Below are 22,935 nucleotides of genomic sequence, written 5' to 3'. Positions count from 1 at the left end.
TTTTGGCGAACGCTATTCCAGTCAGGACACCCTGCGCGCCCAAGGGGCCGCCTATATTACCACGGGCACGCAGTTGATGTCCTCTGAGGGACGCGTGATGATGACCGTGACCGCAGATACGTCAGGCCGCCATGACACGTCGGCGGGGTGTTGTTCATGCGAAAGTAACACGGTGCGCTTTGGGCATGATACGCTGTATCAGCATGCCTGCCGCGAGAATTTCATCATTGAACTGTCGCGCCACGGTATGACCAAGCGCGACATCGTCGCCAACATCAATTTCTTTATGAACGTGCCGATCAGCCCCAATGGGGCGATGACGGTGGATGACGGCATTTCGTCGCCAGGCGATCATGTTGAGATGGTGGCCGAGATGGACGTGCTGTGCGTGATTTCGAACTGCCCGCAAATCAACAATCCCTGCAACGGGTTCGACCCGACGCCGATCCGTGTTGTGATCAAAGGATAAGCCATGTTCACGAAGGTACTTGTGGCCAATCGCGGTGAAATCGCGGTTCGGGTCATCAAAACGCTACGCCAAATGGGCATCGCGTCGGTTGCCGTCTGGTCCGATGCGGACAGGTTTTCACCAGCGGTCAAACTGGCCGACGAGGCCGTGCGCCTTGGGCCGTCGCCCGCATCGGAAAGCTATTTGAATGTGGATGCCGTGATAGCGGCGTGCAAGGCAACCGGCGCGCAGGCTGTGCATCCGGGCTATGGCTTTCTGTCTGAAAACACCCATTTTGCTGCCCGACTGGCTGCCGAAGGGATCACCTTTATCGGGCCACGGGTTGAACATCTGAAGGCCTTCGGGATGAAGCATACTGCGCGCGATCTGGCTATGGCCGCCGATGTGCCGCTGCTGCCGGGGTCGGGGTTGCTTGACACCGCAGCGCAGGCCGTGGCCGAGGCGGCGCGCATCGGATACCCCGTGATGCTGAAAAGTACGGCAGGCGGCGGCGGGATCGGGATGCAACTGTGCGGCGACGAGGCCGCATTGACGGCTGCGTTTGACACGGTCGGGCGCACGGCGACTGCCAGTTTCGGCGATGCGCGTGTGTTCATTGAACGCTTCGTCGCTGATGCGCGTCACGTCGAGGTGCAGATTTTCGGGGATGGCGCAGGCCGCGTGATTGCCTTGGGCGAACGCGACTGTTCGTTGCAGCGCCGCAACCAGAAGGTGGTCGAGGAAACGCCGGCACCGGGTTTGCCCGACGCCGTGCGCACAAAACTGCATGACGCGGCAACTGCACTTTGTGCGTCTGTGTCCTATGCGTCGGCGGGGACGGTCGAATTTATCTATGACCCGCTGCGCGAGGATTTCTATTTCCTCGAGGTCAACACGCGGTTGCAGGTCGAACACCCCGTCACCGAAGCCGTCTATGGCATTGATCTTGTTGAATGGATGATCCGCCAAGCCGCCGGAGAAGTGGTGCTTCCTGACACCCCGCTGGTCCCGCAGGGTGCCGCGATCGAGGTGCGGCTTTACGCTGAAATCCCGCATGCGGGGTTTCGCCCATCGGCCGGGCGGCTGACGGATGTGCAGTTTCCCGAAACTGCCCGCATTGATACCTGGATCGAAACCGGCACCGACGTGACCCCGTTCTATGATCCGATGCTGGCCAAGATCATCGTGGCTGGTGCCGACCGACCTGCGGCGATTGCGGCATTGCAAGACGCGCTAAAGGCGACGCGCGTTTCCGGGATCGAGACGAATTTGGGCTATCTGCGGGCCATCGCAGGGTCCGATATTCTGGCATCGGGGCAGGTGACGACGACGGCGCTGAACGGCTTTGCTTTCACGCCCAACTGTATCGAGGTGATCGCCCCCGGTGCCCAGTCCAGCTTGCAGGAACTGCCCGGACGGTTGGGCCTGTGGCACGTTGGTGTACCGCCGTCCGGCCCGATGGATGCCGCGTCTTTCCGCAACGCTAACCGCCTGTTGGGCAACGACCCTGACACCGCAGCGCTTGAGATAACGATGACTGGCCCGACCCTGCGGTTTCTGGCCGATACGCGCATCGCCCTGACGGGGGCACAGATGACGCTTTGCCTGAATGATACACCGGTTAAGGGGCCGGTGATCGACGTACCCGCCGGGGCGCTGCTGGCCATTGGCGGGATCGTTGGGCCGGGGCAACGCGCCTATCTGGCCGTGGCAGGCGGGTTTGACGCGCCTGAAATCCTTGGCTCTCGGGCGTGTTTTGGTCTGGGGCAGTTCGGCGGCCACGCTATGGGCACGCTCAAGACCGGTGATGTGCTGCACATCGCATCCAAGGCCTGCAAAGCACCTGCACCGCTTGAGGACGCGGCCCTGACCAATGCATGGGAGGTGCGCGTTCTTTATGGCCCCCACGGCGCGCCTGATTTCTTCCTCTCCAGCGACATCGAGACGTTTTTTGCCACCGACTATAAGGTGCATTTCAATTCGGACCGGACGGGCGTGCGCCTGATCGGGCCCGCACCGAAATGGGCGCGTGCGGATGGGGGCGAGGCGGGTTTGCACCCGTCCAACCTGCATGACAATGCCTATGCGGTCGGGGCGATTGACTTCACGGGCGACATGCCGATCATTTTGGGGCCAGACGGGCCCAGCCTTGGCGGGTTTGTCAGCCCAGCGGTTGTCGCCGCCGAGGACCGCTGGAAAATGGGCCAGTTCCGACCCGGCGATACCATTCGTTTCAAGCCTGTGTTGCGTGCAGGCGATCCGGTCACCGCCCCCAGCCTTGCGGGGGCAGGGTCACCCGTTTTGGTGCGCAACGCGGGGGCGGATGTGCCTGTGGTCTATCGCCGGCAGGGCGACGACAATCTGTTGGTCGAATACGGTGACATGACGCTGGACATCGAATTGCGACTGCGGGTGCATCTGCTGATGCAGGCGGTCCGGGATGCCAAACTGCCGGTGATCAATCTGACACCGGGGATCCGGTCGCTGCAAATCCACTATGACAGCACGCGCTTGTCGCGCGAAAAGCTGCTGGGGTTCCTGCACGAGATCGAGGCGACGCTGCCCCCCGCCGAAGATATCACCGTGCCGTCGCGCATCGTGCATCTGCCGTTGTCTTGGGGGGACCCGCAGGCCGAACTGGCCATGCGCAAATATCAGAATCTGGTGCGGCCGGACGCCCCATGGTGCCCGTCGAATATCGAATTTATCCGTCGGATCAATGGATTGCAGGACGAAGCTGCGGTGCGCAAGATCGTCTATGACGCCAGCTATCTGGTGCTGGGGTTGGGGGATGTTTATCTGGGCGCGCCGGTGGCAACGCCTATTGACCCGCGCCACCGGCTGGTCACCACGAAATATAACCCTGCGCGCACATGGACGCCTGAAAATGCCGTGGGCATCGGCGGTGCCTATATGTGCGTCTACGGCATGGAAGGGCCGGGCGGCTATCAGCTGGTTGGGCGCACCGTTCAGGTCTGGAACACGTGGCGACGCACGGCGGCATTTCACAAAAATCCGTGGTTGCTGGATTTCTTTGACCAGATCCGGTTTTTCCCCGTTTCTCATGATGAACTGACAGAAGCGCGGCAGGCTTTTCCGCACGGGGAATATCCGCTCAAGATCGAAGAGACGACGTTCAAATGGGCTGATCACAAACGGGCCTTTGCCGAACAGGCCGACGATATCACCCGTTTCAAGACCACCCAGCAAGACGCATTCGAGGCCGAGCGCCAGAGTTGGAAAGAGCAGGGGCTGGACAGTTTTACGCCTGATCACGGCAAGGCGGCGGCCACCGCAGCGTCGGAAGTGCCAGAGGGGTGCATCGGCATCGAAAGCGCTGTGCCGGGCAGTTTGTGGAAAATAACGGTCGCGCAGGGCGATATGGTCAAAGCGGGGGACACGGTCGCGATTGTTGAATCGATGAAGATGGAGATGGCCGTATTGGCCCCCGCGTCGGGGCGGATCAGCGACATACGCGCCACACCGGGGCAGGCCTTGCAGTCGGGGCAAATCGTGGCGGTGCTAACCCCGCTTTAACGCGTCAACATGCGGCAAAGGCGGCGTGGCGTTTCGTGCCGCCTTCAGGGTTGCGAGCGATTGGAAATCCGTTCTGGCACGCCAAATTCGCGGTGGCAAATCACCGCTAGGCGCGCGATGCCTTCGCGGATCTGATCGGCTTCGGGGTTGCCAAAGCACAGCCGCATCCGGTTGACGTTTTTGGGGCCATCCACCGTCCATTCGGCACCGGGGTTGATGGCGATCCCTTCCTTTGCAGCTGCCGTCGCCAGTTGCGTGGTATTTACCGCGTCGGGCAGGGTGACCCAGATGAAAATGCCGCCAAGCGGTGCAGTGAATTCCGCCGCAGTGCCGAAATTCTCCTCTAGCGCTTGAACCGTCGTGTCGCATTTCGCCTTGAGCCGCGCGCGCAGGGTCACGAGATGATCGGCAAAGTGATCCTTGCAGAATTCAGCCAGCACCATCTGATCCAACGCGCCCGTGCCGGCATCGGTTTTCAGCGGCAATATCTGGGCAAGCACGGGCCAGTCGGCCATGATGAACCCGATCCGCAGGGCCGGTGCGACGGATTTCGAGAAGGACCCGCAATAGATCACGCGGTTGGCGCGGCCTTCGGACTGTGCCGCCTCGGCATCCATCGCGCGCAAGGCGGGAGGGCGGGCACCGTCCCAAAGCAGATCGGCATAGCAATCATCCTCGAAGATCAGGCAGTCATAGCGCGCGGCCAGATCCAAGAGTTCCTGCCGCCGTGCCACAGGCATCACGCCGCCCGTCGGGTTCTGCACGGTCGGGATGGTATAGATGAACTTGGCGGGCTTTCCTGCCTGTCTCTGCGCCTCAAGAATCTCTTGGAGGTGGGCCATGTCGATCCCGTCCTGATCCAGACGCACCCCCAGATAGGGAACACCCAGTTTGGCCAGCCGGGTCAGCGCGCCGCCATATGTGGCCTCTTCTGCCACCACGATTTCACCGGGGTCCAGTAACAGTTGATTGACCAGATCAAGCGCTTGCAGCGACCCTGACGTGATCAGGACTTCATCTGCTGTGTCATTCATTCCGGCACTTTCTTTCATCCAGCCCGCGATGAACTCGCGTAGCGGCAGATAGCCTTGCGGGCCGCTGTTCAAGCCATAGGTTGCCAGCGACGCGCCTTCTTGGGCGATGATGCGGGTTGCGGCATCGGTCAGGGCAGCGACGGGGATGCTGGCGCTGTCATTATGCCCGCCGATAAAGTTAAAGGCCGGAAACGCCTTGAACGGCGCGGCTGCGGGGGCGGGCAGATTGCTGCGAAACAGGACCGAGGCATCAAACGTCATGGGGATATTCCTTTGGTTTCATTCAAGATCATTGGCGTGCATTTGAAACACACGACCGGGGTTCAACAGGTTCTTGGGGTCCATCGCCTGCTTGAGCGTCCGCATCAGGGCCATTTCAGCCGCGTTGCGGCTTTGGCCCAGATAGGCGCGTTTGAGCGTGCCGATGCCATGTTCCGCCGAGATTGAGCCGCCGACCTCTCCGACCCAGCCATAGACGATCTGCTGGATTTGCTCTTTGGGTTGGGGCCCGTCGGCAAGCGCCTTGGCGACCAGATGCAGATTGCCATCGGCCAGATGGCCCCCGACAAAAAGGCGCACCGCCCCCAAGGCATCGGTCAGCCGGTGCAACAATTCGTCTTCGATGGTTTTCATATCCGAGACGTTCAGGCTGATGTCGAACCCGGCGGCGGGCTGTTGCTTGCCCATGGCCTGCGCCATGCCGTCGCGCACATTCCAGAACGCGTCAATTTCGGCATTCGACCGCGACAGGACGGCATCAACGATCATCCCTTGCTCCAGCGCATGGCCCAGACAGTTTTCGAATTTTTCCGTGTCGCTGGCCAAATCAGAGCCCATCATTTCGACAAGCACGTAAAACGCATGGCCCAACGGGACAGGGGCCTTGGTGCCGGGCACATCCGACAGGATTGCCGCATATGTTTTGGCCCAGATCCCTTCGAACGCACTCAGGTCGGCCCCGAGGCCCGCGCGCATATGGGTCATGAAATCCGTCACGGCATCAAAGCTGTCAGCGGCACAAAACGCCACCACCTGCGTCTTGGGTTTGGGATACAGGCGCAAGGTCGCACGGGTGATCAGGCCCAAAGTGCCCTCGCTGCCGATGAACATCTGCTTGAGGTCATAGCCGGTGTTGTTCTTGATAAAGCCGTTGAGGCTGTTGATGATCGTACCATCGGCAAGCACGGCTTCGATCCCCAAGGTCAGATCACGCGTCATGCCATAGCGGACCACCCTGTTACCGCCTGCATTTGTCGACAGATTGCCGCCAATGGTACACGACCCGCGCGACCCCAGATCGACGGGATAGACCATGCCCACCGCATCTGCGGCCTCTTGCACCACCTGCAACGGCGTGCCCGCCTGCACTGTGATCGTGCCAGCCTTGGCATCAACCGCCTCGACCTTGTTCATGCGCTCCAGCGAAATCACGACCTCGCCGTTCTGGGGCATCGCACCGACGACCAATCCGGTCAGCCCGCCTTGTACCACCACAGGTTGGGACGCCTCATGGCAGGCGGCCATGATCTGCGACATCTCTTGGGTGGTGGCGGGGCGCAGCACGATGTCGGGCCGCACATCCGCGGCACCGCGTGGGTCGGTGTGATACCCTGCATGGATGTCATCGCCGCGCAAGATCCCCTTGGCCCCAAGGATCGCCAGAAAGGTGTCATACAAGGCCACCGTCATGCCCCCAACCCTTTGTCAGAGATCAGCGTATCAAGCTCATCCCGCGGCATGCCAGCGCGCAAAGCCGTTTCGCGCAGCTGCTCCAAGGTGCCGGCGTCTACGAAAATGCCGTTTGCTGTGCGGTTTTTCAGGCTGCGGCGTTCGGGATCACCGGGCAGTTGTACCGCGTCAACGCCGGGGGCGGGCGGCGATGCTTTGACCCACGCGGTATAGCGGTCCATATCGACGCCAAAGGCCTGCGCCATGCCGAACACATCGGGATCAATCAGGATCGCCATCATGTTGTTTGTAATGCTTGACGGCATTTCACGTTCGGGCAGATAGGCCCCGCCGCCGCTAAAGGAACCGCCCAGAATATCGCCCAGCAAGGCCAGCCCGAACCCCTTGTGATCGCCAAAGGTCGTCAGCGCACCGCCAGCATCGTCGAACATCACCGACGGGTCGGTGGTGGGGTTGCCTTGGGCGTCGATCAGCGCCCCTTCGGGCACCTGTTTCCCGCTAAGATGGGCCACACGCGCCTTGCCCATCGCGATTTTGCTGGTGGCCATGTCCAACAGGAACATCGGGGTGCTGTCGGTCGCAGGGATCGCGGTGCAATAGGGGTTGGTGACAAACCGTCCGTCGCTGCCACCAAAGGGGGCGACCAGCGGTCTGGAAGACTGCACATTGGCGTATAGAATGCAGATGAAACCGGCCTCGGCGGCCATGGCCCCCCAATCGCCTAATCGTCCAAGGTGAAAGCTGTTGCGCAAGGACAGCACCGCAAAATGGTTGGTGCGGGCGCGGTCAATCGCCAGCTCCATCGCCTGTTCCGCCACGATATGGCCAAAGCCGCGCTGGCCGTCCACCAGCAGAAACGGGCCTTTGTCCTGCACCACGTCGATATTTGCATCGGGGTGCAACGTCCCTGCGATGATACCGTCAACATAGGCGGGGATCATACCCACGCCATGGCTGTCATGCCCCGTCAGATTGGCGCTGACCAACCGCGTCGCCACCCGGCTGGCCGCGTCCTTTTGCCCGCCTGCATATGTCAGGATAGATGTCGCAAGGGCGGTCAGGCGGTCGGCTGGAATCTTCATGTTTTCAGGGCTTTCGTTGGGGTGGGGGCGATCATAGTCAGGGCAGTTTGCGGTAGATTTCGCCGCGTTGGCGGACGGGATCGAGCAAGGCGAAATCATTCGGCTCTTGCGTGTATCCGGTCGGAAAGGGGGGGCGCACGTCGATGTTCAACGCCCGCATGACCCGTGCGTCGCGGTAATAGCATTGCACGGTCAGGGTCTGGATCACCTCGGCCTGCGCCGGAAAGACCTGCCGGAATTCTGCCGCCACGCCAGCGTCAACCGTCTGGCCCGACAGCCACGCCAGCGCGGTTGCCAGCGTATCTCGCAGCGCGGCCCCAGTGGTCAGGATGTCTGCCAGAATGTCAGGATCATCCGCTGCTGGTTGGCCAAATTGTTGTGACGCAGGGATGATTTGGGCGACAAGGGCACCAAGGGCGGCCTGTTCGTCGGCCGAGAAGGATGCAGAGGGCTCAGGGGGCATGGATCAGTCCTTTAGTCGAACAAATTGGCAAGGCGTTGCTTGATCTGGTCCGCAATATACAGGGCCAGCGCCTGCAAGGTGCTGGTCGGATTCGCACCGCCACTGGTGACAAAGATGCTGCCGTCCACGATGAACAGATTGCGCACGTCATGGGACCGGCCCCATTCATTCACCACCGATTTTGCCGGATCAGTCCCCATCCGTGCTGTTCCCAGCAGATGCCAGCCCGCCAGCGGGATTGGGGCAGCGGTCTGGATGTGGGTGGCCCCTGCAGACTCCATCGCTTCGGTGCCACGGGCAATCGCATGGGCCAGCATCTTTTTGCTGTTTTCACTTAAGGTATAGTCGATGCGTGGCGCGGGGATGCCGTCGCTGTCGGTCAGGGTCGGGTCAAGCGTGACGCGGTTGTGTTCTTCGGGCAGGTCTTCGCAAATCGCGTAAAGGCTGGTTACCCGATCCTGTAGGCCGCGAAACGCGCTGTGATGATCCGCCCCCCACGGCACCAGCCCCCAGTTCATCCCTGTCAGCGCGGTGGCCACCGGCCCCATCCCGCGCGAGGTTTCAAAGGTATAGCCGCGCAGAAACCCACGCGCCGGATCGGTCTCGTAGAACTGCTGGCTCAGGATGCTTTTGTGCGGCCCGTTATGACCGTCCAGCGGATCGTCGAACACGCCCTGGATGCTGGCATAAGGGTGGAACATCAGGTTCTTGCCCACCAGCCCGCTGCTGTTGGCCAACCCGTCGGGAAAGTGTTTCGAGGCCGAATTCAGCAGCAAACGCGGTGTGCCGATGCCGTTGCTGGCCATGACCACCACATGAGCAGCCTGAAACTGTTCATCCCCGTTGGCATCGAAATAGATCACGCCGGTTGCCATACCCTGATCGTCCACGGTGATTTCGCGCACACGGCAGTGGGTGCGCAGTTCGACCCCTTTGCGCAGGGCATGGGGCCAATAGGTCAGATCAACCGACCCCTTGGCCCCTTGGGCACAGCCGCTGATGCAGGCCCCCAGATTGATACATTTTGCGCGCCCGTCATAATCCTCGGTGGCGATTGCCATATCGCAGGGCCACCAGTGCCAGCCGCGCGTGTTGAATGCCGATGCCAGCCTGCGCCCCGATTTGCCCATTGCCACAGGCGGCATCGGCGGTGTTTTCCCCGCAGGATAGGCCGTGTCGCCGGCAAGCCCCGAAACCCCCATCATCTGGTCATTCTCGGCGAAAAACGGTTCCAGCGTGTCATAATCCACCGGCCAGTCGTCCGCCACGCCGTCCAGCGTGCGCACCCGGAAATCAGACGGGTGCAGGCGTGGGAAATGCGCTGCGTACAACACAGTGCCGCCGCCTACGCCGTTAAAGTTGGTCACCTTGATCGGAGAGGCGTCGTCATTGATCGGATAATCCTCGGGCAGGCGTCGCTGGTTGGGACTAAGCGCGAAATCCCCCATCCGCCGCGCCTCCCAATCGCGGCCCGTGGTGGGAAATGTCTGCTGGTCGGGCGTGCCACCTTGTTCAAGGCACAGGATATGCATGCGGGTATCGGCGAGGCTCCAGGCCATTGCGGCACCTGAGGCACCAGCGCCGATGATCAGCACATCAACTGGATCATCTGTCATTGGGCCTCCCTTCCCGCTGCGTGAAACGTTGTTGGCACTGTGGCAAGGTGGCGGGCAAACTGTCAAAGTATTTAGGGGCCATCAGGGGCGCAATTCCGCTTGGGCCGTAGCGTCACATGCGGGCGTCTTGATGGACCGATGCCCAAAGTTGCCCTAGCCTTGGGGGCAGGGATTGAGCTGAAAACCGGCTTTGCTGTGCCAAAGACCGGGTTCACAAGGGGGAGATACGATATGTCGGATGCTTTGGTCGGGGATTTTGACCACAAATCCAGCCGTGAGGCTTTTGAAATGCGCGCTGCCAAAGGGGCTGCGGCCCTTGGCGCGATTGGCGCGGGGGCGGATGTTCCTGTCGCTGTCATTTTGCGCAACGATCTGGCACAGCTTGAAATCATGCGCGCTGCGGCCTTGGCCGGGACGGTGATTGTGGCGCAGAACTGGCACGCGGCTGCGGAGGAGGTGGCCGCCATTTGCGACGACAGTGGCGCGCAGTTTGTGATCATCCACCGCGATCTGATCGACGCTGTGCGCCCTGCGCTGGCCGGTCGGACGGTGATTGCCGTGACACCGGGGGCAGCGCTGTGCGAGGCCTACGGGATTGATGCCGCTGCTGCGGGCAGCGACCCGGACACACCTGAATGGGACGCCTTGGTTGAAGCCCAACAGCCCATCGCAACCCGCGAAATGATGCGCCCTTTGATGCGCTATACATCGGGGTCCACCGGCAAACCCAAAGGGGTGCGCCGCCTTGGCGGTGGTCCGCGCAAGGATTTCGAAGATGTCTTGCGGCGGATCGGGACAGAGATGTTGCAACTGAAACCCGGATCGCGGTTTTTCACCGCCGCCCCGATCTATCATTCAGCGCCCTCTACGCTGACCTCTGCCGCGCTTGTCACGCCCGAGGTTTCGACGTTTGTCGCGCCAAAGTTTGAGCCGGAGACGTTTTTGGCAACAATTCAGGCGCAGCGGATCACCCATATCTATCTGGTGCCTACCATGATGAGCCGGATGTTGAAGCTGCCCGACGCGGTCAAGGCGCGCTATGATCTGTCCTCGGTTGAATTTTGCGTCTCGACCGGCTCACCTTGGCCGCATGATCTGAAGGTTGCGATGATCGACTGGTGGGGCCCTGTATTTTGGGAAAGCTATGGCGCGACCGAGATCGGGTTCATGACCATGGTGTCGTCCCAAGACGCGCTGGCCAAGCCGGGGACGGCGGGGCAGATGCAGATGGGTGGCACGGTGTTGATCCTTGATCCGGACGGCAATGAACTGCCAACGGGGCAGGTGGGCGAAATCTATGCGCGGATGGATGCCTTTGGCGGGTTTGACTATTCCAACGATCCCGAAAGCCGCAGGTCGGCTGAAAAGCACGGCCACTTTTCGGTGGGTGATCTGGGGTCGGTCGATGCAGACGGGTTCCTGTTCATCACCGACCGTAAAAAGGACATGATCATTTCGGGCGGGGCGAATATCTTTCCCGCCGAGATCGAAGCAGTATTGATGCGCGCGCCGTTTATCCGCGATGTGGCCGTCTTTGGCGCGCCACACCCCGAATTCGGAGAACAGATAGTGGCAGCTATTGAACCCGCCGAAGGGTGGGCACCCGACACGCAAGAGGTGCTGGATTTTCTGGACGGCAAGCTGGCCCGCTTCAAGCACCCGCGAATTGTGGATTTTCACGCCGCCCTGCCGCGCGAAGACAGCGGCAAGATTTTCAAACCAAGGCTGCGCGCACCGTATTGGGAGGGGGCGGGTCGTAAGATTTAAGTCGATGCAAACGCGTCGGTGCAGTGATACCGCAGGCTGGCTGCTGCAACGCTGTATTCCGATCTTCAGGATCAGCGGGCGCTGGGCCATTTGGCGTTCCCTTTGGGGAAAAGGGGAACAGACGCAGGGGCATGAAACACCACCGCGTCAAAGACGATACCGGCACCCGAACGATCAAGTTCAGGTGCCGGTACCACGGTTCTAGGCTTGGGCGGCAATCGCTATTTTTCGGTCGCGAAGGTGCCTGTGAACAGCACGCCGCCGACAGTCCCGTCAGCGATGCCCGCGATGGCACCTACCGGATCGCCTGCGTTGGCGACAAAGTCGCCTTCCATGCCGATCGTGGTGGCATAGGTTGTGCCGCCATTCGTCAGGTTGCCCGCAACCGTTGTGGACATCTGCGGAAGGCCGACCGGTGGGTTGGGAGAAATAACGCCCGTACCAGACAGCGTCCCGGCATAAGCCCCGGCTGTTTCATGCACGAAACCGGTTGCCGTGCTGCTGGTGGTCTGCGCGGTAAAGTCGGTGTCGATGCTGACTTCACCGACAAGGTTGCTGCCCGCGACGTTCCCCGCAACATAGCCGGTATAGGTCGCATCGGCGGCAGAACGTACGTCGGCCGCGGTCGCCTTGGTTGTGGTGGGAAGCAGTCGGCCAGACGCATCGGTATACTTGGCCTGCATGGCCGCGGCGTCAGTGCTGAGTGTTGCATAGGAGACCGTGGGCAGGGCTGTTGATGAACCGTTACACCCGGTAAGCAGCCCGCCGATTGCACAGATCGCCGTCAGTTTTACAAAATTTTCCATTATGAGCCTTTCTTTTTTCGTATTGAGATTGAATTAAACCAGCAATGCTGCATCCGGGATAAAGTCGTCGACGGTCAGATCCGCGATATCGACATTGCGCAGGATCATCATGTCTTCGCCCGCACCGATCAGAACGTCAGTGTCGCGGTAGGCATCAAGGGTAACATCCTCGAAGGCGATGCCTTTGAGTTGGATCAGGTCTACACCGTCTTCAAAATCGTAGACGAAGTCCAAACCCTGACCGCTGGCAAACACAAAGTTATCCGCATCCGCTCCGCCATACAGGCGGTCCAGACCGGTGCCACCTTCAAGAACGTCAGCGCCGTTCAAACCATAGAGGTAATCATCGCCGCCCATGCCGTAGATGCTGTCATCCGCAAGGGTGCCGACCAGTGTTTCAGACGCCGATGTCCCGATGATCACGCTTGGTTCATCCGGATCGGTACCCCCGGTCACACCGTCGCCGGGGTTGGTGACAAGAAAGCTGTCCAGCAGGCTTAGCCCTTCGCCGGGATCAAACGCGTCCCCCATGCCCAAGGCCGCCGCAACACCCGTCAGGGTCGCGACAAGTTCCCCACCGACCGACACCGTCAAGTCGTCCCCGTCAACGCCTTGCGTGATCAGGCTGTAGGCTTCGACAACATCGGGATTGAAATCTTCAAGAGCATCAAAACCAATCAAGCCAAGCTTGTCTTTGCCAACTTCGAAATCAGAGACGGTGCTTTGTGTGATCACGTCGCTGACGGATGTGCCATAAGACAAAACAAACAGATCCGCACCGGCACCCCCAGTGAACGTGTTGTTACCAACCCCTACCAGATAATCGTCGCCTTCGCCGCCGACAACGTCTTCGCCGTCGCCGTAAACATCAATTTCTTCATAACTGACAACGAGTTCGGCGCTGTAGATGGTCGTCGGCTTGATGTCGCCTTTGATGTAGAAAGCCACATCCAGATCTTCGGTCAGGTTAAGCCCGTTTGCGGTAACCGTACCGGAATTATCCTGCCATCCAGCGCTGAGCGACAAAGGCGCGATCTGGGTTGCCCAATCCAGCATATTGATAACGGTCTGGGTTTCGGCACCAACGACATATTTTTCTTCGCCGTTTTGAACAGGGGGTTCGTCACTTGGGTCCAACGGGATGGTGACACTTGGCAAGTCCTGACCGTATTTGTCAGTCTTCAGACGCCAGCGTGGGCCGGTGATGTATTCGGTCCCGTCGGCGTTCAATTCGGGCTCGAACGGTTCGCGGTCCATTGTGGTGTACCACGCGTTGGTAAAGCCGCCCTCAAGGTCGCTCGACATTGCGCCAAGTTCATTCAGCAACGATCCTTCGGCGGCTTCTGCCAATGCTGAATCGCGCAAGATCGTTCCTGCGGCATAGAGGGTTCCGTCGCCCGCATAATAATCGTCGGTCGTGGCCCAAACGGTTCGGCCGGCCTCGTCATTGTAGTTCTCGATCACCTCGTAGGTGGGCAGCTGGCCAATGGCGGATTCGTTTTCGAAATCTTCTGGGCGAATTTGGTCGTTGGGGTTGTTGGTGATCTCGTGATGCACCACTAGTTCAGCGTCTGTGATCTGAAACAGCTTTTTCAGCGATGTGTATTCATCCAGCTCTTTCCATTCATCCGGCGTGTCCAGATGGGTTTCAAGCCGCACATCGTTGGGCCGTTTGATCGTGTTGCCCCAGCGATACAGCAGTTTGCCATCGTCTTTCATCGTCACCGAATAGTCGTCACCATAGGCGATATCGTAGCTGATCGTGCTTTCGTTCGGGTTCAGCAAATCTTTGATGTCAACAACGCCATCAAGGTTCTTGTCCTCGATCACGACGGGCGCGCCTTCGAATGTTGCGGTGCCGTTGATCAGATCCGCCACGCGCTGGCCGTTCAATGCCGGATCAAGGCTGAGCAGGACCAAGTCATCATCCAGTTGATACACGGCATCGGGGTCGCCTGGAAAAGCTTGGTCAGAAAGAACCTGTTGCATGACCACATAGTGTTCGGTCGATGCTTTCACCGTGTTGCCGCCAATACCGGCAAGCCAAGTGCCCAAGGTGGCCGGTGTCTTGAAAAAATCTGTCGGCGCATCCGAGACGACCAAACCGATCTGTTCCCCGGCCTCGGTTACGTCACCAACCCACCCTTCGGAGAAGACGCCATCGATCTCTTTTTCAACGGCACCGTCAAAATCGGTCACTTCGAATCCGAATTCGCTGTCGATGGGATAAAGCGTGACACCCTCTTTGGTCACCTTGGTACCACTGTCGCCGCTGAAGTCGATGACCCCGCCGTCTGCCCCTTGGGTAACGCCGCTGAACGTGCCTGTGACATCGGCTGTGCTAAAGACATGGGTGGACGTGAAATCCGGAACTGTGTTCAGCGCCTCGTCGAAGTCTAACACACCCGTTGCGTCTATTTTTTTGGCCATCGTTTGGATCTCCCTTTTTTGATCAAGTCTGGCTGTCTGTGGATCGCGAAAACATGCGATACATTCAGACTTGTTAATCTGTGAATGCGGTCAGGAATTGATCTGGATCAATCGTTACAACGCCTAACTGACTACCAACAAAGGAGAATAGGGCGGCGGTCATGCTGTCCTGAAAGGGGATGGATGCTCCTTGTTGGGGGAGTTGACTGATAGGTCCGTTCCCACGGTCTTTGCAGGTTGAGAGTTGGATGTTGGACGGAACGATTGTTTTATCGGTGTGCAGGCAGGTTGCCTTTGCGGGGGGGCGTGTTTTTGCGCGGGCGTTGTTTCTGGCGCTTGTGATCTGCGGGGCCGGTGACGCACTCGCCCAGGCATCCTCTGACAGGCAGTTATCCTCTGACAAACAGGTGTTCGATATGATCAACGCCGGTCGTTTTGAGGCCGCGCAGGATCTGCTGGACACGCAAAGCCCAAGCAAAGCGGACAGGCTGTTTTTCTCGGGCCGGGTGCTCAAGGTCCAAGGGCATTTGCCGGAGGCGATCGACACCTTCAGGCAGGTTCTGGTCCTTGATCCGCAATATATCAAAGCACGGCGGGAGCTGGGTCATACGATGCTGTTGGCAGGCCAATACGACGTCGCCGAATTTCAGTTTGATGAATTGTTGCGGATTGATCCCAACACCGAAGAGCATCCTGCCTACGAACATTTCCTGAATATCATCGGACAGAATAAACCTTTGGGGTTTAATGCTTTTGTGGCGCTGGTGCCGTCGACGAACATCAACCGTGGAACGACAAACGCTACATTCGACACCGCAAACGGGGTCTATGTGATCAACGCCACATCCAAGGCCAGTTCAGGCGTCGGCAAGCAAATGGGTTTTTCTGGCTTTGCCCGGCGAAATCTGTCCCCGACAAGCCGCGCCACCCTTGCCTATAGCGTTGAGGGCACCCGCTATAATGACTCGATCTACAACTATGTCACCGGCACGGTTTCGCTTTCTTATGAGAAACGTCTTGAAAGCGGGCACTGGTCCATCTCCCCGTATTTGCGGGTCATGCAGCGCAAAGATCAGGCGGATTATACTGCTTTGGGTCTTCGTTTTGATACCCTTCGACGGGTCAGCTCTAAGAACCACATCAAACTTTCGCTCGGTCACGAAGCCCGCCGGTATCCGGACCAGGCCTATAACGATGGCGGATACACCACGGCGGTGATCAGTGCCGGTCGCCAGATTACTCCGGCTTTTTCGACCACGGGCGGTCTCGCACTCGAGAGAGGCAATCCGCAGGCGGCCCATCTGCAATATCTCGGCTACCGCATTTTCGCCGGTGTCTCCAAATCCTGGGCTGGGGGGCTGAACACGGGCGTCGGCCTAAGCCTCGGCACGCGCAAATTCAGCGGTGATTTCCCGCTGACGACCACGCCGCGCAGCGACAGGTTCGCGGGCATCAACTTCACCGTTTCCAACGCACGTTTCCGGATCAAAGGGTTCTCTCCGCGTCTTGCGTGTTCCTACACCGTCAACACGTCGAATGTCGCGTTTTACGATTATGACACCACCGAATGCCAAGCGACCATTTCCAAGAATTTTTAGAGGTTTCCCATGACAAACAAGACAATCGGGCTTGCTGAATTGAAAAAGGCCAGACGAGGCGGGAACAAGCTGTTGAGCGCGGTCTTTTTGTTCAGTGTTTTCGTGAATATCCTGATGCTGACGGGGCCGCTGTTCATGTTGCAGGTCTATGACCGCGTGCTTGGGTCGCGCTCCGAAGAAACGCTGGTCGCGTTGTTCGCACTTGTGGTCGTGCTGTATGGGCTATTGGGCATCCTTGATTTTGCGCGCAGCAGAATTCTTGCCCGCTATGGGGCGCGGTTTCAAACCGAACTGGATAACCGGGTGTTTGACGCGGTTCTGAAACAGGCGTTGATCCCGTCAAAGCGGGGCAGCCCCAGCAGCGGGCAGCGCGATCTTGAGACCGTGCAATCGCTTTTCACCTCGCCGGTCATGATTGCGCTGTTTGATGCGCCTTGGACACCGTTGTTTATCTTTGCGATTTTCATCTTCCACCCTTGGCTGGGCATTCTGGCCCTCGTTGGGGGCGGGCTTTTGATTGTGATTGCGCTGCTTAATAACTGGCTGACGCGCAGAAAGACCCTCGAGGCACAGGCGACGGCGCTTCAGGCGGCCAGTCTTGCAGAACAAGCGCGCCGGTCTGCGGAATCCGTGCGGTCCCAAGGGATGAATGCCGCTATTTCCGAACGCTGGCATGGCATGCGCGACGCAGCACTTGAGCAAAGCATGAAGGCCAGCGACTGGACGGGGTCATTTGCCGCGCTGACCAAATCCTTTCGGCTGCTTTTGCAATCTGCGGTCTTGGCGCTTGGGGCCTATCTGGTGTTGAAAGGCGAGGTTACCGCCGGTGCGATGATCGCCAGTTCGATCCTTTTGGGGCGCGCCCTTGCCCCTATTGAACAGTCCATCGGGCAATGGGCACTGGTGCAACGTGCGATCGGGGCGTGGCGGTCGCTGCGCCAACTGCTTGAAACAACGCCGGTTGATCCGGACACGATTGACCTGCCGTGCCCTGCGGCGGACCTGTCTGTGAAAGGGGTGTCGGTCTTTGCGCCGGGGGCCAAAAAGCTGACCCTGTCAAATATCAACTTTTCCCTATCGCCGGGGCAGGTTCTGGGCGTGATCGGCAAAAGCGGTTCGGGCAAGTCCACCATGGCAAAGACCCTGATGGGACTAATCCCTGTCGCCGCAGGCGAGGTTAGGCTGGGCGGGGCCACGATTGATCAATATGATCCGGATGCGCTGGCGCGTTTCGTCGGGTATCTGCCGCAGAATGTGTCGCTGTTTTCCGGCACCGTGGCTGAAAACATCGCGCGCATGTCAACCGAACCGGATGATGCAAAAGTCGTCGAAGCCGCCAAACGTGCCAATGCCCACGAAATGATACTGTCGTTGCCAGAAGGGTATAATACGGTTGTTCAAGGCGATGACAGCCAGATGTCGGGCGGCCAACGGCAACGCATCGCTTTGGCGCGCGCGCTTTACGGTGATCCGGTTCTGTTGATTCTGGATGAGCCGAATTCGGCGTTGGACAATGATGGATCTCTGGCCCTGAACCGTGCCGTGCGGGAATTCAAGGCGTCGGACCGTGCCGTGATCATCATGACCCACAGGCCAACGGCGATTTCCGAATGCGACCGGCTTTTGGTGATCGAAGCAGGCCGTATCATCGCTGACGGCCCGCGGGACGAAGTGATGAAGACCATGGTGACCAACGTCAGAAGTATCAAGCAGACCATTGCAAAGGCAGAAACATCATGAGCCGTCAAAAACGCATCAAACGTAAATGGAAAGCGACATTTCCAATGGCAGTCGGATTCATGGCCCTCGCGGTGCTGGTATTGGCCGTCGGGATTTGGGGCATCCAGTCAAAGATCGCGGGGGCGATTATCGCCACGGGTGTTGTCCAGGTCGAATCCAACCGGCAGGTCGTGCAGCACCCCAAGGGCGGTGTCGTCGGGGAAATTCTGGTTCAGGACGGTGATATGGTCCGGGCGGGCGATGTGTTGCTTCGGCTCGATACGTCGCTTGAACGTGCGGAACTGGCGATCATCGAAGGGCAGCTTTTTGAAATCCTTGCACGCAAGGCACGCCTTGAGGCAGAGCGCGACGGGCTGGATGCCCTCGTCATATCCGACAACCTGCGTAACGCTTTGGCCGATGATCCTGCTGTCCAATCGTTGATCGACGGCCAGCAACGCCTGTTCGAGGCGCGCGCGATCACCTTGCAACAGAAGTCTGAACAGATATCAGAGCAAATTCACCAGACGGAAAACCAGATCAAAGGTGCGACGGCCCAATTGGCCGCGCTCGAGACGCAAAGAACCCTGATCAAGGACGAATTGACCGACAGTGAAACCCTGTTCGAGAAAGGCCTGTCCCCTGCGGCGCGGGTATCTTCTTTGCGGCGCGAAGAGGCGCGCCTGAATGGTGAAATCGGCAGCCTGAACGCGACTGTTGCACAAATGCGCGACCGCATCGCCGCGTTGAATATTGAAAAAATTTCATTGACCTCGGGCATCCGGGAAGAAGCCATCACGACCCTGCGCGACCTACAGTTCAGCGAAACTGAGCTGTCCCAGCGACGGTTGAGTTCAAAAGAAACCCTTGCGCGTATGGCAATCCGGTCACCGGTCAGCGGGATCATTTATGGGTCGACGATCTTTGCGCTGCAATCGGTCGTGTCCGCCGCCGAACCTGTCATGTTTGTAATCCCGCAAGACAGATCATTGGTGATCTCGGCAGCCATCGACGCGATCCATGTCGATCAGGTGCATGTCGGGCAAATTGCGGATCTCCGCTTTGCGGCGTTTGATCAAAGAATGACCCCCTCAATCTCGGGGCTGGTGACCAAACTGTCGGCTGACGCGTTTCGCGACGAGGTGACAGGCCAGTCCTTTTACCGGGTCGAACTGATCCCCGAAACCGGAGAGTTGGCCAAGCTGGAAGGGCAGATTTTGTTGCCCGGAATGCCGGTAGAGGCGTTTATCAAGACCGGCGACCGCTCACCGCTGAGCTATCTGGCAAAACCGCTTACCGTCTACTTTAACCGTGCCTTTCGCGAAAGCTAGGCGGCTGCCTGCACACGTAACGAGAGCCTCGGCACTGTCCAAGACCGGTCACGGCACAAAGCTAGACGCTCTTTCGACGGATGCTGTTTTTGACTTAAAAAATGCGCCTTTGATTTTCTAGGGTCAAAGTTTTCTCTCAAGCTGCATGTGTGATCTTAAATCAGATCATGCATTGGCGATCGTCACGCAGGCATTCGGGCCTCGACGAAAGAAACCTTGTGTTGCTGCGTCGGGGTTTTTTGGGAAATCCATGGCCAGGAATTTTGATATCGGTTTTTTCTAGTCTCGATCTGGCACGTATCAGGTGCCGTCAGAGCCTTTGCTCCTAGGGACGATGTCCGCACTCGAGACCGTCAATGAAGGCAGCGCAATTCCGTTAGATTTCACACCACTCCTGCGCGATCTGGCACGTGATATGGGCGTGGCCTTGATCCTGATCACCCATAACATGAGCGTGGTTGCCGAAATGGTCGACTGGGTGCCAAGTATGGGGCAGGGACGCGACAGCATGGTCGACATCTGGTGTCGGTCAGAGATCTATGTGTGACCTTTGATCTGCGCGGTGCCATTCTGGACCGCGTGCAGGCGCGGGTCCAAGCGTCTGAAGAGATCGAATTCGGCATCACACGGGCGAACCTTTTCCTTGGTCGGCGAAAGGGGGGGGTGGTAAATCGACGGTGGCGCGGGCGTTGACCGGCCTTGCGCCACATCAGCGCGTGATCCGGTTCGCGGGCAGATATATTTGCCCGGATCGGGAACCCCCTGCGGGGCTGGGGCGTATGTTAGCATGAAAATCAAACATCACATGACCCGCCTTGGTGTCTCAGCGTTTTTCCTGCTGGGCTTTTTATCTCACGCCTCAGCTGAGACCGTCGGGAATGTAGATGTCGACTGGCTGGGGAACGATATCGTGGTCGAGGCGGTCGCCGACCCGAAAGTCAAAGGCGTCACCTGTCATCTTGCGTATTTTGAACGGGGCATTATTGACCGGCTTCAAAAAGGTAACTGGTTCGAAGACCCGTCCAATTCGTCCATTTCGTGCCGCCAGACCGGCCCCATCGAAATCGGCGATATCAACCGCGACGACGAAGGTGAGACCGTGTTTTCAGAACGTCGTTCCGTGATTTTCAAGACGTTGAAAGTAAAGCGGATCTTTGATGAGGCGAACCAGACGCTGATCTACATCAGCCATGCCCGCGATGTGCAAAACGGCTCTGCCAAAATGTCGATGTCTACTGTGCCTCTCTATACTCCGGCAAATTAACGCGACACGGGTAATGCAGCCCGGGCTGCTGCCTTCGGTCACAGCCCCTTTGCGTTTGGTGTTGTTGTTTCGGGGGCAATCAACAATATAGCCAAATCTGAACGAAGCAGGTCTGATTTGGGCAATCAAACGACGATAAATCACAGCGACGTGCGACCGCCTATGCGGGTGCACGGGCATTTTGGTGAATGGATCCAAGGGCGTTTGGGGGCAGATGGCCCTGTCGTTTTGGTGACTATGACCTGTGATGTCCTTTTTGTTGAAGCGACATTTGAACCGGCGGTGACACTTGGGTTAACCCACGCAGGGCAAGCGGCAATCACGCGGGATCAATTGCGCAGCTTGCTTTCCGGCAGCGGTAGACCGGTCAGCGGGAATTTTCACGTAACAGGGAACGTGCCGCTGGGTGTTGGCGCGGGGGCATCGACAGCGTGGCTGGTCAGTTTGGCGCGTGCTGCCGGAGTTGCCGAAAACGATATAGCCGCCGCATGCCTGCGGGTTGAAAAAGCAACTGATCCTTTGATGCTGCAAAAGGCCGACCGCGTTCTGTGGTCATCCCGAAGCGCGGAAGTTTCTGCGCAGTTCAGCGCGCCCCCAAGATGCGAGATTGTCGGGGGATATTTTGGCGATCCGATAAAGACCAATGCCGGTGACACCTGTTTCGCGGATATTTCTGATTTGATAGGCGCTTGGCAAGATGCCACGCATCGGGGCGACCTTGCGGCGCTCGCGGGCCTCGCGTCAGAGGCCGCAGATCGCACAACACGGTTGCGCGGCCCCAAGGGCGATCCGACTGCGGCAGTTGCAAAACGCCTTGGTGCGTTGGGATATGCGCGGGCGCACACCGGATCGGCGCGCGCGTTGATCTTTTCGCCAGATGCGGCCCCTTTTGACGCCGAGAATGTGCTTGAACAGGCAGGTATAACCGATGCGTTCCGGTTCTTTACAGGATCAGGGTCTTGATGTTTGCGGCCGCACTTCTGATAGGGTTCGGGATCGAAGCTTTGGTGGCGTGGCCCGCAGGTCTGTTCCGCCATTTCGGTCATCCCGTCACATGGATCGGCCATGCGATCCGCCTGTGCGAAGCACGGTTGAATGATCCTGAACGCTCTCCTTTTGTGCTGCACATCCTAGGTGCGGCGACTGTTTTGATTATCTTGATTGTCACTGTGGTGCCCGCATTGGTGGTCAGTGCCCTTGTGCCTGCGGGATGGGCAGGCGTTCTGATCGGCGGGGTTCTGGCGTGGCCGTTCCTTGCTGCCCGGTCCTTGTATGATCATGTGGTTGCTGTCGCGCGGCCCTTGGTGCAGGGCGACACGGAAGCCGCACGGCAGGCGGTTTCAATGATCATCGGGCGCAATCCGGATACATTGGACGCTGCCGGTATCGCACGGGCATCCTTGGAAAGCCTTGCTGAAAACGCCTCTGACGGGATCGTGGCACCGGTATTTTGGGGCGTGGTCTTAGGTCTGCCGGGGCTGGTGGGCTACAAGGCAATCAACACGATGGATTCTATGATCGGGCATAAATCGGCACGTTACGCGCATTTCGGGATGGTCGCTGCACGGCTTGATGACGTTGTGAACCTGATCCCTGCACGGCTGACGGGGGTGTTGTTTGCGCTGGTGTCCGGTCGCATGTTGCGCAGCTTTGCCGTGATGCTGCGCGATGCGCGCTACCACCGATCGCCCAACGCAGGCTGGCCCGAAGCCGCGATGGCCGGTGCGCTGGATCTGCGGCTTTCGGGGCCGCGTATCTATGGCAGTCAGATCGCTGATGAACCGTGGCTGAACGCGGGGGCACGCGATGCCACGGGCCCGGACCTCACGCGGGGGCTTGCGCTTTATGTGCGGGCCATGGTCGTACTGTGTCTGATTTTGGCGCTTGTCGCACTTGTTTGAGGGACGTTGAATGCAAGACCACGGTGGCGATATCGGGCAGGCGATCGCCGAATTTGGCGGGGATTTATCTGACTGGGTCGACCTGTCTACAGGGATCAATGGAGCCCCTTATCCAGTGGGCCAAGTCCCTGAGGCGGCCTGGTCAAGGTTGCCTGACCGCGAGGGTTTGCGCGCCCTTGAGCGTGCGGCGCAGTCTGCCTACGGGACGACGCTAGATGCTGTTGCTGTGGCGGGCGCGCAAGCGGCGATC

Annotated in this window: 18 protein-coding genes and 1 pseudogene; 12 read left to right on the top strand and 7 right to left on the bottom strand. The window is 59.0% G+C overall.

Features of this window, described 5'->3' with window-relative positions:
- Positions 1 to 469, top strand: a 469-nt coding sequence (locus tag ABYT07_RS08455) for a DUF1989 domain-containing protein (RefSeq protein ID WP_372990830.1), incomplete at its 5' end; no start/stop codon positions are given.
- Between the two features lie 3 nt (positions 470 to 472).
- Positions 473 to 3,985 (top strand): urea carboxylase, encoded by a 3,513-nt coding sequence (gene uca, locus ABYT07_RS08450; RefSeq protein WP_372990828.1) that lies wholly within the window; start codon positions 473 to 475, stop codon positions 3,983 to 3,985.
- 44 nt (positions 3,986 to 4,029) lie between these two features.
- On the opposite strand, the gene ABYT07_RS08445 is transcribed toward uca, so the two are convergent.
- Genes ABYT07_RS08445 through ABYT07_RS08425 form a run of 5 tightly spaced genes read right to left on the bottom strand, consistent with a single transcriptional unit; the run spans position 4,030 to position 9,869 of the window.
- The gene (locus ABYT07_RS08445; RefSeq protein ID WP_372990826.1) at positions 4,030 to 5,280 is read right to left on the bottom strand and encodes a PLP-dependent aminotransferase family protein; all 1,251 of its coding nucleotides are present in this window, start codon (positions 5,278 to 5,280) and stop codon (positions 4,030 to 4,032) included.
- An 18-nt stretch (positions 5,281 to 5,298) separates the two neighbouring features.
- On the bottom strand, positions 5,299 to 6,708 hold the full coding sequence (locus ABYT07_RS08440) for an FAD-binding oxidoreductase (protein ID WP_372990824.1): 1,410 nt from the start codon (positions 6,706 to 6,708) through the stop codon (positions 5,299 to 5,301).
- A complete protein-coding gene (locus ABYT07_RS08435; RefSeq protein ID WP_372990823.1) occupies positions 6,705 to 7,790 on the bottom strand; it encodes a malate/lactate/ureidoglycolate dehydrogenase in 1,086 nt (361 codons plus the stop codon). The genes ABYT07_RS08440 and ABYT07_RS08435 overlap by 4 nt, the downstream gene beginning before the upstream one ends.
- Positions 7,791 to 7,827: 37 nt before the next feature.
- Positions 7,828 to 8,253 (bottom strand): hypothetical protein, encoded by a 426-nt coding sequence (locus ABYT07_RS08430; protein WP_372990822.1) that lies wholly within the window; start codon positions 8,251 to 8,253, stop codon positions 7,828 to 7,830.
- Between the two features lie 11 nt (positions 8,254 to 8,264).
- Positions 8,265 to 9,869 carry a GMC family oxidoreductase gene (locus ABYT07_RS08425; protein WP_372990820.1) on the bottom strand — a complete coding sequence of 535 codons (1,605 nt, stop codon included), beginning with the start codon at positions 9,867 to 9,869 and terminating at the stop codon, positions 8,265 to 8,267.
- A gap of 231 nt (positions 9,870 to 10,100) precedes the next feature.
- Between ABYT07_RS08425 and ABYT07_RS08420 the strand changes: the two genes are divergently transcribed.
- On the top strand, positions 10,101 to 11,636 hold the full coding sequence (locus ABYT07_RS08420) for an AMP-binding protein (protein WP_372990818.1): 1,536 nt from the start codon (positions 10,101 to 10,103) through the stop codon (positions 11,634 to 11,636).
- A gap of 221 nt (positions 11,637 to 11,857) precedes the next feature.
- On the opposite strand, the gene ABYT07_RS08415 is transcribed toward ABYT07_RS08420, so the two are convergent.
- Together ABYT07_RS08415 and ABYT07_RS08410 are read right to left on the bottom strand one after the other, a co-directional pair.
- Complete coding sequence (locus ABYT07_RS08415) at positions 11,858 to 12,442, bottom strand: hypothetical protein (protein WP_372990817.1); 585 nt, start codon at positions 12,440 to 12,442, stop codon at positions 11,858 to 11,860.
- Positions 12,443 to 12,475: 33 nt separating this feature from the next.
- Positions 12,476 to 14,872, bottom strand: a complete 2,397-nt coding sequence (locus tag ABYT07_RS08410; protein ID WP_372990815.1) for a calcium-binding protein — start codon at positions 14,870 to 14,872, stop codon at positions 12,476 to 12,478.
- 248 nt (positions 14,873 to 15,120) lie between these two features.
- Between ABYT07_RS08410 and ABYT07_RS08405 the strand changes: the two genes are divergently transcribed.
- The 9 genes and pseudogenes from ABYT07_RS08405 to ABYT07_RS08365 form a co-directional block, all read left to right on the top strand.
- Complete coding sequence (locus ABYT07_RS08405) at positions 15,121 to 16,470, top strand: surface lipoprotein assembly modifier (RefSeq protein ID WP_372990813.1); 1,350 nt, start codon at positions 15,121 to 15,123, stop codon at positions 16,468 to 16,470.
- Positions 16,471 to 16,479: 9 nt separating this feature from the next.
- Positions 16,480 to 18,210, top strand: a complete 1,731-nt coding sequence (locus ABYT07_RS08400; protein ID WP_372990811.1) for a type I secretion system permease/ATPase — start codon at positions 16,480 to 16,482, stop codon at positions 18,208 to 18,210.
- Positions 18,207 to 19,520: an HlyD family type I secretion periplasmic adaptor subunit gene (locus tag ABYT07_RS08395; RefSeq protein ID WP_372990810.1), complete on the top strand. Its 1,314-nt coding sequence runs from the start codon at positions 18,207 to 18,209 to the stop codon at positions 19,518 to 19,520. Before ABYT07_RS08400 ends, ABYT07_RS08395 begins: the two co-directional genes overlap by 4 nt.
- Positions 19,521 to 19,854: 334 nt before the next feature.
- Positions 19,855 to 20,067: a hypothetical protein gene (locus ABYT07_RS08390; protein ID WP_372990808.1), complete on the top strand. Its 213-nt coding sequence runs from the start codon at positions 19,855 to 19,857 to the stop codon at positions 20,065 to 20,067.
- Positions 20,064 to 20,213: a hypothetical protein gene (locus ABYT07_RS08385; protein WP_372990807.1), complete on the top strand. Its 150-nt coding sequence runs from the start codon at positions 20,064 to 20,066 to the stop codon at positions 20,211 to 20,213. Before ABYT07_RS08390 ends, ABYT07_RS08385 begins: the two co-directional genes overlap by 4 nt.
- A gap of 112 nt (positions 20,214 to 20,325) precedes the next feature.
- Positions 20,326 to 20,784, top strand: coding sequence for a CreA family protein (locus tag ABYT07_RS08380; protein WP_372990832.1), 459 nt, complete (start codon positions 20,326 to 20,328; stop codon positions 20,782 to 20,784).
- Positions 20,785 to 20,901: 117 nt separating this feature from the next.
- Positions 20,902 to 21,747 (top strand): hypothetical protein, encoded by an 846-nt coding sequence (locus tag ABYT07_RS08375; protein ID WP_372990805.1) that lies wholly within the window; start codon positions 20,902 to 20,904, stop codon positions 21,745 to 21,747.
- A complete protein-coding gene (gene cbiB, locus ABYT07_RS08370) occupies positions 21,744 to 22,685 on the top strand; it encodes an adenosylcobinamide-phosphate synthase CbiB (RefSeq protein ID WP_372990804.1) in 942 nt (313 codons plus the stop codon). The genes ABYT07_RS08375 and cbiB overlap by 4 nt, the downstream gene beginning before the upstream one ends.
- A 10-nt stretch (positions 22,686 to 22,695) precedes the next feature.
- Positions 22,696 to 22,935, top strand: a pseudogene (locus ABYT07_RS08365) (threonine-phosphate decarboxylase); the annotation flags it as partial.

The organism is Sulfitobacter sp. (genome assembly GCF_041552635.1).
Lineage (GTDB): Bacteria > Pseudomonadota > Alphaproteobacteria > Rhodobacterales > Rhodobacteraceae > Sulfitobacter.
This window is presented reverse-complemented; position numbering and strand designations above follow the sequence as displayed.

Coding starts and splice junctions, on each gene's coding strand:
- uca (WP_372990828.1), top strand. CDS start 473: ATGTTCACGAAGGTACTTGTGGCCAATCGCGGTGAAATCGCGGTTCGG.
- ABYT07_RS08445 (WP_372990826.1), bottom strand. CDS start 5,280: ATGACGTTTGATGCCTCGGTCCTGTTTCGCAGCAATCTGCCCGCCCCC.
- ABYT07_RS08440 (WP_372990824.1), bottom strand. CDS start 6,708: ATGACGGTGGCCTTGTATGACACCTTTCTGGCGATCCTTGGGGCCAAG.
- ABYT07_RS08435 (WP_372990823.1), bottom strand. CDS start 7,790: ATGAAGATTCCAGCCGACCGCCTGACCGCCCTTGCGACATCTATCCTG.
- ABYT07_RS08430 (WP_372990822.1), bottom strand. CDS start 8,253: ATGCCCCCTGAGCCCTCTGCATCCTTCTCGGCCGACGAACAGGCCGCC.
- ABYT07_RS08425 (WP_372990820.1), bottom strand. CDS start 9,869: ATGACAGATGATCCAGTTGATGTGCTGATCATCGGCGCTGGTGCCTCA.
- ABYT07_RS08420 (WP_372990818.1), top strand. CDS start 10,101: ATGTCGGATGCTTTGGTCGGGGATTTTGACCACAAATCCAGCCGTGAG.
- ABYT07_RS08415 (WP_372990817.1), bottom strand. CDS start 12,442: ATGGAAAATTTTGTAAAACTGACGGCGATCTGTGCAATCGGCGGGCTG.
- ABYT07_RS08410 (WP_372990815.1), bottom strand. CDS start 14,872: ATGGCCAAAAAAATAGACGCAACGGGTGTGTTAGACTTCGACGAGGCG.
- ABYT07_RS08405 (WP_372990813.1), top strand. CDS start 15,121: ATGTTGGACGGAACGATTGTTTTATCGGTGTGCAGGCAGGTTGCCTTT.
- ABYT07_RS08400 (WP_372990811.1), top strand. CDS start 16,480: ATGACAAACAAGACAATCGGGCTTGCTGAATTGAAAAAGGCCAGACGA.
- ABYT07_RS08395 (WP_372990810.1), top strand. CDS start 18,207: ATGAGCCGTCAAAAACGCATCAAACGTAAATGGAAAGCGACATTTCCA.
- ABYT07_RS08390 (WP_372990808.1), top strand. CDS start 19,855: ATGTCCGCACTCGAGACCGTCAATGAAGGCAGCGCAATTCCGTTAGAT.
- ABYT07_RS08380 (WP_372990832.1), top strand. CDS start 20,326: ATGACCCGCCTTGGTGTCTCAGCGTTTTTCCTGCTGGGCTTTTTATCT.